Below are 7,445 nucleotides of genomic sequence, written 5' to 3'. Positions count from 1 at the left end.
GCCAGGCACAGGATGCGCGGCGCCGGGTTCATGGCCGGCAGCCAGTCCGCGGGCAGGGCGCGCGGCGTGAGGTGCACCTGCCAGTCGCCGCGCCGCGCGGCCTGGATGGTTTCGGCGCTTACCGGTTGCGACCAGGCGCATTGCTGCGCGGCCTGGCGGTCCCAGGCCGTGCGGTTGTGATGGTAGATATCGATAGTGTCAGTCTGCGGGGCAGGCATTGTGTTTTCCTTCTGCTGATGGGGAAAACTGCCGATGGACGCGCAATCCGCGAGTCTGTGCCTTGCAAGAGCGGGACGCGGCGCGCCGATAGGGGCCGGGACCTGCAAGACATCAGAATGGAACAAGCAATGCGGCTCGCGCGCCAGGCAGCGAGGGGAGGCAAGATGCGTGGGCATCCCGGCATTTACTTGTTCACTCTGAGTGCTCCGGTGGATGTGGGAGAGGGTGGCAAGCTTAACCCGGACGGCGCGGCGGGGACAAATGGCTGCCCGCCGCCGGTTCATTCCGCGGCCGTCGCGCAGCTATGTGCTGCGCGGCGTCGTGATCACATGCGCCTGGATCTTTCCCGCGATGGGCCCCGCGCCGTAGTGTGCACGCAGCGCATCGGTCGCGATGTTGATGGCCTGCTCCAGCATATCCGCGCCGCGGGCCTCGATCTCGTTGCGCAGCGGCGTCCCCTGGCAGTAGGCGATCGCGGCCATCTGCGGCGTGTCCGCCCGGCTTTCAAAGGCGACGGTTTCCAACGCCCGTTGTCCGGTGAATCCAGCGCGGGCAAGATCCGCGGCGATGACGGCCGCATCGTAGTAGCCATGGGGCACCCGGCTCATGAACTTGGGGGGATCGCCGGGAAACAGCCGCGCCAGGGCCTGTTCCACGGTATCGGCAAACGCGTTGTCCTCGATGCGGTCCCAGACATTGAACAGAAACGCTCCCCCGGGGCGCAGGACCCGGCGGGCCTCCGCGAAGCCGGCGGCCTTGTCCGGCAGGAACATGTAGCCGAACTGGCATACCACGGCATCGAAAACCTGGTCCTCAAAAGGCAGCTGCAAGGCGTCGGCCTGGCGCCAGCTCACGGCGCGGCTGGCGCCCAGGCCCTGGGCCTGCTCCAGCATGGCCGGGTTGAGGTCGGTCGCGACGATGGCCGTGGCGGCGGGCAGCTGCTCCGCGAGCTGCCGCGTCACCGCGCCCGTGCCCGCCGCGATTTCCAGGACGGTCGCAGGACGCAGCGCCGCCGCGCGCCGGGCGAGGTCTATGGCATAGGGTTCGAAGATGAGGGGAACCATGTACCGCTGATAGAACTGCGGGATGGATCCGGAGAAGACTCGATCGCCAGTGGACGTGTTCATGATGTTCGACTCCAAAGCGGCCGCGCGGGGCGGTCTTCAGACTGAACGCAGCCGCGTTCGGCGGCTGGGAAACTCAATTTTAGGCGTGGCGAGACCGCCTGGCGACAGACGCTCGGCATGGGCCTATGCTCCCAACCGCGCCTGCTCCGCCGCCAGATAGGCATCCCGCGACGGCAGCAGGTGCTCGCGGCATAGCGCCATCAAGGCTTCGCGGTCGCCGTCGCGCAGGGCGTGGATCATGGCCCAGTGTTCCTGGCGGGCGCGTTCGCGGTAGCCGGCGGCGGCCAGCGATCCAAAGCGGATGGGATGGGTGCGGCGGGCGTATTCCTGGATGGCCTGGCCCAGCACCGCGTTGTCCAGCAGGCCGAAGAATTCGCGGTGAAAGCGCTGGTTGCTGCGGAACACGCCGCGCGCGTCGCCGTCGGCGACCGCCGCATCGTGTTCGCGCTGCACGGCCACCAGCGCCGTCAGCCGCGCCTGCGGCACGGGCAGCGGGATCTGGCTGGCCGCATGCACTTCCAGCACCTGGCGCAGCGCGTACAGCTCCATGACTTCGCGCACCGAGTAGGCGCGCACCACCGCGCCGATGTTGCGCTTTTTCTCCACCACGCCCAGCGCCTCCAGGTCGGCCAGGACCTGGCGCACCACATGGCGCTTCAGGGCGAAGCGCGCCATGAGTTCGTCTTCGGTCAGGCGCTGGCGCGGGTGCAGCCGGCCGAAGACGATGTCTTCTTCCAGGATGGCCACCGCGGCCAGCGCGGCGTCCTGGACCTGTGCTTGAAAGGCGTCGGGCGTGACGGCGTCCATGGGCTTGCCTACTTCTTCGGCACGGTGTCGTGCGTGACGCCGGCGCGCAGGAAGTCGAAGTCCACGCCCTGGTCGGCCTGGGTCACGGTCTGCAGGAACAGCTTGCGGTAGCCGCGTTCGGCCGTGGGGCGGACCATGGGCTGGGCCGCGGCGCGGCGCGCCAGTTCGGCGTCATCCACCAGCAGCGCGATCTCGCGGTTGGCCACCGACAGGCGGATGCGGTCGCCGTTCTGCACGTAAGCCAGCGGGCCGCCGATGGCGGCTTCGGGCGTGACGTGCAGCACGATGGTGCCGGCCGCCGTGCCGCTCATGCGGCCGTCGGAGATGCGGACCATGTCTTTCACGCCGGCGCGCGCCAGTTTCTTGGGGATGGGCATGTAGCCGGCTTCGGGCATGCCGGGCGCGCCGGTCGGGCCGATGCGCTTGAGCACCAGGATGTCGTCGGCGGTGACGTCCAGCGCCTCGTCGTCGATGCGTCGCGCCATGTCCTTGGCGTCCTCGAACACCACGGCGCGGCCCTCGTGCTCCATCAGCTCGGGGTTGGCGGCGGACTGCTTGATGATGGCGCCGCCCGGGGCGAGGTTGCCGCGCAGCACGGCCAGGCCGCCCACGGGGTAGATGGGCGAGGCCGCCGTGCGGATCACGTCCTGCGGGAAGGCGGCAGGAGCATCGTCCAGTTCCTCGCCCAGCGTGCGGCCCGACACGGTCAGCGCGTCCAGGTGCAGGTAGGGGCGCAGCTCGCGCAGCAGCGCCGGCATGCCGCCGGCGTGGTGGAAGTCTTCCATGTAGTGCTGGCCCGAGGGCTTCAGGTCCACCAGCACGGGCGTCTCGCGGCTGATGCGGTCCAGGCCGGCCAGGTCGATGTCTATGCCCAGGCGGCCGGCGATGGCCGTCAGGTGCACGATGCCGTTGGTGGACCCGCCGATGGCCAGCAGCACGCGCAGGGCGTTCTCGATGGACTTGCCGGTGAGGATGCGGTCCGGCGTCAGGCGCTGCGCGGCCATGGCCACGGCCGTGGCGCCGGTTTTCTCGGCGACGCGCACGCGGTCGGCGGTGACGGCCGGGGCCGAGGCGCCGCCGGCCACCATCATGCCCAGGGCTTCGGTGATGCAGGCCATGGTGCTGGCCGTGCCCATCACGGAACAGGTGCCCACGCTGGCGACCAGCTGATTGTTCACATCCGCGATCTCGGCCGCGTCGATCTCTTCGGCGCGGTAGCGGCCCCAGTAGCGGCGGCAGTCGGTGCAGGCGCCCACGCGCTCGCCGCGGTGCGAGCCGGTCAGCATCGAGCCCGTGACCAGCTGGATGGCCGGCACGCCGGCGGAAGCCGCGCCCATCAGTTGGGCCGGCACGGTCTTGTCGCAGCCGCCGATCAGCACCACCGCGTCCATGGGCTGGGCGCGGATCATTTCCTCGGTGTCCATCGACATGAGGTTGCGCAGGTACATGCTGGTGGGCTGGGAGAAACTCTCGTGCACCGAAATGGTGGGGAAGTCCATGGGCAGGCCGCCCGCCAGCATGACGCCGCGCTTGACCGCCTCGATCAGCTGCGGGGCGTTGCCGTGGCAGGGGTTATAGCTGCTGCCCGTGTTGACGATGCCGATGATGGGACGCGACAGGGCGTCGTCGGTATAGCCTGCGCCCTTGATGAAGGCCTTGCGCAGGAACAGCGAAAAACCGGTGTCGCCGTAGTTGGTGAGCCCGCGGGCCACGCCGCGCGCGGCCGTGCCTGCACTGTCGAAAGGGCCCGGTGCCGCTGCGCCGTTCTTGGTCTCGTCCTTCATTTTGATCTCGATAATATTATTGATAATCCAATGGCGGCATCATATCCAGCCTTTGAAATCGGCCGCAAGCGATTTATCAATGTCGTTCAATTGATCTTATTGGTTGATCAGTCGATAGAAAAATTCTGATTCTTCAATCAAGTTTCGACACCTACACTGGCGCGGTTGACGAGCCGGGCGTCCGTTTCATTCCTATACCCATCCCGGCAGGAGACCTACATGTCAGACCTGCGTCTGCGGCCGCGCCGCGCCGTGTTGTTTTCCCTGCTGGCCTTGTGCGCCAGCGCTTCCGCTCCCGCCCTGGCCGCCGACGCCTACCCCGACAAGCCCATCCGCATGATCGTGCCTTACCCGCCCGGAGGCGCGACCGACGTGATCGGCCGCGTGCTGGCGCAGGAACTGACCGGTGCGCTTGGCCAGTCGGTGATCGTGGAGAACCGGGCCGGCGCCGCCGGCAACATCGGCGCGGACCAGGTCGCCAAGGCGCAGCCCGACGGTTACACGCTGCTGATGGGTGCGCTGACCAGCCATTCCATCAATGCCGCCCTGTACCGCGGCCGCGTCACCTATGACGTTGAGAAGAGCTTCGCGCCGGTATCCATCGTGGGCACGGTGCCGCTGGTGTTCGTGGTGAACCCGTCGGTGCAGGCGAAAACGCTGGCCGAGTTCATTGCGCTGGCCAAGTCCAAGCCCGGCTACATCACCATGGGTTCGGCCGGCAACGGTTCGCCCCAGCATCTGGCCGCGGAAATGTTCAAGCGCACCGCCGGCGTGGAAGTGCTGCACGTGCCCTACAAGGGCAGCGGTCCGGCCATGACCGACCTGATGGGCGGCCAAGTGCTGAGCATGATCGAAACCGTGCCCGCGGCGCAGGGCAGCATCAAGGCCGGCAAGCTGCGCGCGCTGGCGGTGACGTCGGCTGCGCGCGTGGACGCGCTGCCGGATGTGCCGACGGCGGCCGAAGCGGGCCTGAAGGATTTCGAGGTCAGTTCGATGTTCGGCATCGTGGCGCCCGCCAATACCCCGGCGCCCGTGATCGAGCGCCTGAACGGCGAGCTGAAGAAAATCCTGGCCAAGCCCGAGGTCAAGGCCTCGCTGCTGAACCAGGGCGCGATCGCCACCTGGACTACGCCGGCCGACGCTGGCGCCCGCATTTCGGCGGAGCTGGCGCGCTGGACCAAAGTCATCGACGAAGCAGGCGTGAAGGGGGACTAATACTCCCAAGGTTGCGGCTTTACGTCACACGCCGGAAGTTCCGCTTGGAACTCCCGGCGATTTTGTTTGCGCGCGGGGGGCCGAAAGACGCAACAAGGTTTGCGTGCCTGGTGCGGAAGACGCACTGAAAAAGCTGCACATGCAAAGATTTGCGCTATGAACCGCCAATGGGGACGCAATAAACCGCAATAAAGGCTGCGCGAGATTGTATACAGTGGTTGACCCCGAATAGACTAGGCCGTAATGTACTTTGCGGGCCTTCCCAGGGCGGCAGAAGGGGGATAACAATGACAGACGACCAAGACGAAAAGTCGATTCTGTACACGCATTTCGGTACGCATAGTCCTTATTGGCGCCTGTCCGCCGATAGCGACGCGTTCGAACTTGCAGCGGTCAAGGGCGCCGCCAACATCGCGATGGCATTGCGCCCGGAACAGGCCGAGACGATACGCAGCCTGACGGGCATCACTTCCAGCGTGCGCATCGACATCTCGCTGTACGGCGACATGCTGCGGCTCCATCTGGTGGGCCGCAAGATCAATCCGAATGAATGGGCGGGCACAGCATCCGCGCATTCCGATACCGAATCCGTGGCCAAGGACCTGGTCGAAGGCCTGTCCTTTGCCGAGACCGTGGTGTCCGAGGCCAACTCGGTCATCGTCATCGTCGACCAGAACGGCCGCGTGCAGCGTTTCAACAAGCTCAGCGAGGAATACACCGGCAAGCGCGAGCAGGACATCATCGGCCGCAGCGTCTTCGAGATGTTCATGACGCGCGAAGAGGCGATCGCCTCGCGCCGCAATATCGCCGAGTTCTACAAGCGCGGGCAGTCCTACGAGGCCGAGCGCCTCATCAATACGGTCAAGGGGCCGCGGCTCTTCCTGTTCCGCAACAAGTTCGTCACCAGCGGCAGCGGCGAAAAGCGCGTCTACCTGATCTGCTCGGGCACCGACATCACCGAGGAACGCCAGGCGCAGGAGCGCCTGCGGGTGCTGGCCAACACCGACATGCTGACCAACCTGCCCAACCGCCACGCGATCACGACGCGCTTGAAGACGGCGCTGGCGGCGGGCCAGGACGGGCGGGGCGGCGTGCTGTTCCTGGACCTGGACAATTTCAAGCGCATCAACGACCACTACGGCCACGGCTTTGGCGACCGCCTGCTCAAGTCGGTGGCGGTAGCGATCTCGTCCTGCCTGGCCGAAGGCCAGACCTTGGCGCGGCTGGGCGGCGACGAATTCATCGTGCTGCACGAATCCGCCCAGGCCTGGGAGCTGGAGGCCACCGCGCAGCGCATCATCGAGCGCCTGCGGGAGCCTTTCCGCCAGGGGCTGATCGAGGTCTACACCAGTTGCTCCATCGGCATCGCCATGTACCCCGAGCACGGCGCCGACCTGGACAGCGTGGTGCGCAGCGCCGACATCGCCATGTATGTGGCCAAGGAAGCGGGGCGTCATACTTACCGCGTGTTCCAGCCCGAGATGGACCGCCGCAACGCGGACTACGTCTGGCTGGACACCAATCTGCGCAAGGCCCTGGCCGAAGACCACCTGATGCTGTACTACCAGCCCAAACTGGCGGGGCGCAACGGCGAGGTCGACGGGGTCGAAGCCCTGGTGCGCTGGCGCTCGCCGGAGCGCGGCATGGTCGGCCCCAACGTCTTCATTCCCTATGCCGAGGAATCGGGCCTGATCTCGCCGCTAGGCGTGTGGGTCATGCGCGAAGCGGCCAGGCAGGCCGCGGCCTGGAAGCGCGACGGCCTGAACATCCGCATCGCCATCAACGTGTCGGCGCGGCAATTGAACGACAAGGGCGTGGTCAGCGACTTCATGCGGGCCATCAGCGATGCCAGCCTGGATCCTTGCCTGCTCGATATCGAATTGACCGAAAGCTGCCTGATCGACGACGAAGGCGCCGCCATCGAGCTGATCAAGCAATTCCGGCAACTGGGCGCGCGCGTCCATCTGGACGATTTCGGCACCGGCTATTCGTCGTTGTCGCAGCTCGCCCGTATTCCGCTGGACGCGATCAAGCTGGACGCCAGCTTCGTGCGCGGCGTCAACGAGAACCCGGTGTCGCAGGCGCTGGCGCGCGCCATCGTGGCCGTGGCGCGCACGCTGGAGCTGAAGGTGATTGCCGAGGGCGTGGAAACTGCCGAAGAGGCGGTTTTCGTGGACACCCTGGGCGTGGACGCCAAGCAGGGCTACCTGTACGCCAAGCCCATGCCGGCGGCGGAACTCACCGCCTGGCTGGCCCAGCGCCGCCGGCTGCATCTCATCGCCTGAGGCAGCCG

The 7,445-nt window shown here is 66.7% G+C and carries 5 protein-coding genes and 1 pseudogene; 2 read left to right on the top strand and 4 right to left on the bottom strand.

The genetic code is table 11. From position 1 onward, the window contains the following. From WBB14_RS03485 to WBB14_RS03470, 4 genes and pseudogenes are all read right to left on the bottom strand, one after another. Positions 1-218 (bottom strand): annotated as a pseudogene (locus WBB14_RS03485) (SAM-dependent methyltransferase); the annotation flags it as partial. Positions 219-521: 303 nt separating this feature from the next. Further along, a complete protein-coding gene (locus WBB14_RS03480) occupies positions 522-1,346 on the bottom strand; it encodes a class I SAM-dependent methyltransferase (RefSeq protein ID WP_424238590.1) in 825 nt (274 codons plus the stop codon). A gap of 123 nt (positions 1,347-1,469) precedes the next feature. Beyond that, positions 1,470-2,153, bottom strand: coding sequence for a GntR family transcriptional regulator (locus WBB14_RS03475; RefSeq protein ID WP_424238589.1), 684 nt, complete (start codon positions 2,151-2,153; stop codon positions 1,470-1,472). An 8-nt stretch (positions 2,154-2,161) separates the two neighbouring features. Next, positions 2,162-3,937, bottom strand: a complete 1,776-nt coding sequence (locus WBB14_RS03470) for an IlvD/Edd family dehydratase (RefSeq protein WP_424238588.1) — start codon at positions 3,935-3,937, stop codon at positions 2,162-2,164. A 219-nt stretch (positions 3,938-4,156) separates the two neighbouring features. Between WBB14_RS03470 and WBB14_RS03465 the strand changes: the two genes are divergently transcribed. Beyond that, a complete protein-coding gene (locus tag WBB14_RS03465) occupies positions 4,157-5,152 on the top strand; it encodes a Bug family tripartite tricarboxylate transporter substrate binding protein (RefSeq protein ID WP_424238587.1) in 996 nt (331 codons plus the stop codon). A 287-nt stretch (positions 5,153-5,439) separates the two neighbouring features. After that, a complete protein-coding gene (gene pdeR / locus WBB14_RS03460) occupies positions 5,440-7,437 on the top strand; it encodes a cyclic di-GMP phosphodiesterase (protein ID WP_424238586.1) in 1,998 nt (665 codons plus the stop codon). Positions 7,438-7,445: the final 8 nt, after the last annotated feature.

This window comes from Achromobacter sp., assembly GCF_049647645.1.
Classification (GTDB): Bacteria; Pseudomonadota; Gammaproteobacteria; order Burkholderiales; family Burkholderiaceae_B; genus Achromobacter.
This window is presented reverse-complemented; position numbering and strand designations above follow the sequence as displayed.